The sequence below is a fragment of the Bacillus sp. P4_D3 genome, assembly GCF_056401855.1.
In genome coordinates, this window is record NZ_JBFUIN010000483.1 from 1 (window position 1) to 2,420 (window position 2,420).

3 protein-coding genes are annotated in these 2,420 nt (G+C 37.3%); 2 read left to right on the top strand and 1 reads right to left on the bottom strand.

The features are described from left to right. On the top strand, positions 1–350 hold a 350-nt coding region (locus AC1DTM_RS23045), incomplete at its 5' end, for a YARHG domain-containing protein (protein WP_477000975.1). Positions 351–390: 40 nt separating this feature from the next. Here the strand turns inward: AC1DTM_RS23045 and AC1DTM_RS23050 are convergent. Further along, complete coding sequence (locus AC1DTM_RS23050) at positions 391–819, bottom strand: hypothetical protein (RefSeq protein ID WP_016104209.1); 429 nt, start codon at positions 817–819, stop codon at positions 391–393. Positions 820–1,018: 199 nt separating this feature from the next. Here AC1DTM_RS23050 and AC1DTM_RS23055 point away from each other — a divergent pair, with 199 nt between their 5' ends. Further along, the gene (locus AC1DTM_RS23055; protein ID WP_016104210.1) at positions 1,019–2,353 is read left to right on the top strand and encodes an FAD-dependent oxidoreductase; all 1,335 of its coding nucleotides are present in this window, start codon (positions 1,019–1,021) and stop codon (positions 2,351–2,353) included. The last annotated feature ends 67 nt before the right edge of the window (positions 2,354–2,420 follow it).

A 2,420-nucleotide genomic window follows, 5' to 3' on the forward strand; every position in this document is an offset into this window, starting at 1 on the left:
CGGTAACGGGACTTTCGGCTTATAATCTTCCATTCCAAAAGAAAAGTGCAGAAAAAACAGTTGTTTATAATGTCACTCCGCCAACTACTACTCATTATGTATATAATGGTTTCATCTTCCCTGATAGTGATATTCGAAAATTAACAAGTACGGACTTAACATATTTAACGAAAGAACAGTTGAAAATTGCTAGAAATGAAATATACGCAAGGCATGGACATATGTTTCAAACGAAAGATATGCAAGCGTATTTTTCAAAACAGTCTTGGTATAGAGAAAATCCGTATTTTACGGGAACGTTAACGAGTGTGGAATCTTATAATGTTGAACTGATTAAATCAAGAGAATAGAGTGCATGAAAAAGGTACAGTGTATATTACTGTACCTTTTCTATGGTTGTTTAGATGGACCGGGATCCCTTGAGAAAAAGATGTGAAAGAGGAATGTGACTTTACTTGCTCCTCCTGATGTACTAGCTTGCACATCAGATAATGCACTAGATGTTAAAACACCTTCAGAACGAGGCGGTACGACTATTTTGAGGGCATCATCTGATTCTGATGATGCAGTAACTGTTATTGTATCATCAGATAAGTTCAAAATTTTAACAGTACCGATTGGTAAGATGGATTTGCCAGCGTGTGATGCTGAAGCGAAGCGAGAGCCTTTCCAAATAGTTTGTGCGAAAGTCTCATCATTAGATAACCAAGCGCGAGCACTATAAAGTGTTGCGTTAATGGAAAATTCTTGGTCAAGCGACAGGGCGGCTTTCGGTTCTTGCGGTTCCTCTGGAAGCTGGGCGAGAAGGCCTGCGCACATGTATATTTCACCTACTTTCAATTATAACTGTTATAGCATATTAAACATCTTGTTTATAAGACACGACGGATACCTAGTAACACATAGTCTTGTGTACCAAATTTGTAGATTAAATTCTCTTTCTTTACAATGGAAGTAGGTGTTATTTCTATAAAATATGGAAATCGTAAAGAGTATGTAAAAAAGAAGGAGTGGTAAAGTGAACTATGTCATTATTGGCGGAGATGCAGCGGGTATGAGTGCAGCAATGCAAATTGTTAGAAACGATGAAACTGCAAATGTTGTAACGTTAGAAAAAGGTGAAATCTATTCATACGCTCAGTGCGGATTACCGTATGTGATTAGTGGTGTTATCGCCTCTACTGAAAAGTTAATTGCACGCGATGTAAAGACGTTTCGTGATAAATATGGAATTGATGCGAAAGTGCGTCATGAAGTAACGAAAGTAGATACAGAAAAGAAAATTGTATATGCAGTACATACGAAGACGAAAGATGTATTTGAATTTTCATATGACCGTTTATTAATTGCGACTGGTGTACGCCCTGTTATGCCGGATTGGGAAGGTAAAGATTTACAAGGTGTTCATCTTTTAAAAACAATTCCGGATGCTGAGCGTATAGTAGACACATTACAAACAAATAGCGTTGAGCACGTAACGATTATTGGCGGCGGTGCAATTGGTCTAGAGATGGCAGAAACATTTGTAGAACTAGGGAAAAAAGTAAGAATGATTGAGCGAAACGATCATATTGGCACAATTTATGATGCCGATATGGCGGAATATATACATAAAGAAGCAGATAAACATAATATTGAAATTTTAACAAATGAGAATGTAAAAGCGTTTAAAGGAAAAGAAAGAGTCGAACAAATTGAAACAGATAAAGGTACGTATAAAACAGATCTCGTTTTAGTATCTGTCGGTGTACAGTCAAATACTGATTTTCTTGAAGGGACAAATATACGTAAAAATCCTAAAGGTGCAATTGAAGTAAATGCTTATATGCAAACGAATGTACAAGACGTATATGCAGCAGGGGATTGTGCAACGCATTACCATGTAATAAAGGAAATGCATGACCATATCCCGCTTGGAACGACCGCAAATAAACAAGGGCGACTTGCTGGACTCAATATGGTTGATAAACGAAGAGCGTTTAAAGGTACGTTAGGTACAGGCATTATTAAATTTATGAATCTGACGCTTGCAAGAACAGGCTTAAATGAAAAAGAAGCGAAAGGGCTAAACATCCCGTATAAGACGGTCAAAGTAGATTCAACAAATATGGCGGGCTATTACCCGAGTGCTTCGCCACTTCACTTGAAATTACTATATCACGCCGATACGAAACAATTATTAGGCGGACAAGTAATTGGAGAAGAAGGTGTAGATAAACGTATTGATGTTATCGCAATGGCACTTTTCAATAAAATGAGCATTCACGATTTAGAAGATGTTGATTTAAGTTACGCACCACCATATAACAGCGTTTGGGATCCAATTCAACAAGCAGCAAGGCGAGCGGAATAGCACTTTTTAAGTGCTATTTTTTTCGTTAAAGGGGAATAAATAAAGTTTCACTTTATTTCGAATATAC

Coding starts and splice junctions, on each gene's coding strand:
- AC1DTM_RS23050 (WP_016104209.1), bottom strand. CDS start 819: ATGTGCGCAGGCCTTCTCGCCCAGCTTCCAGAGGAACCGCAAGAACCG.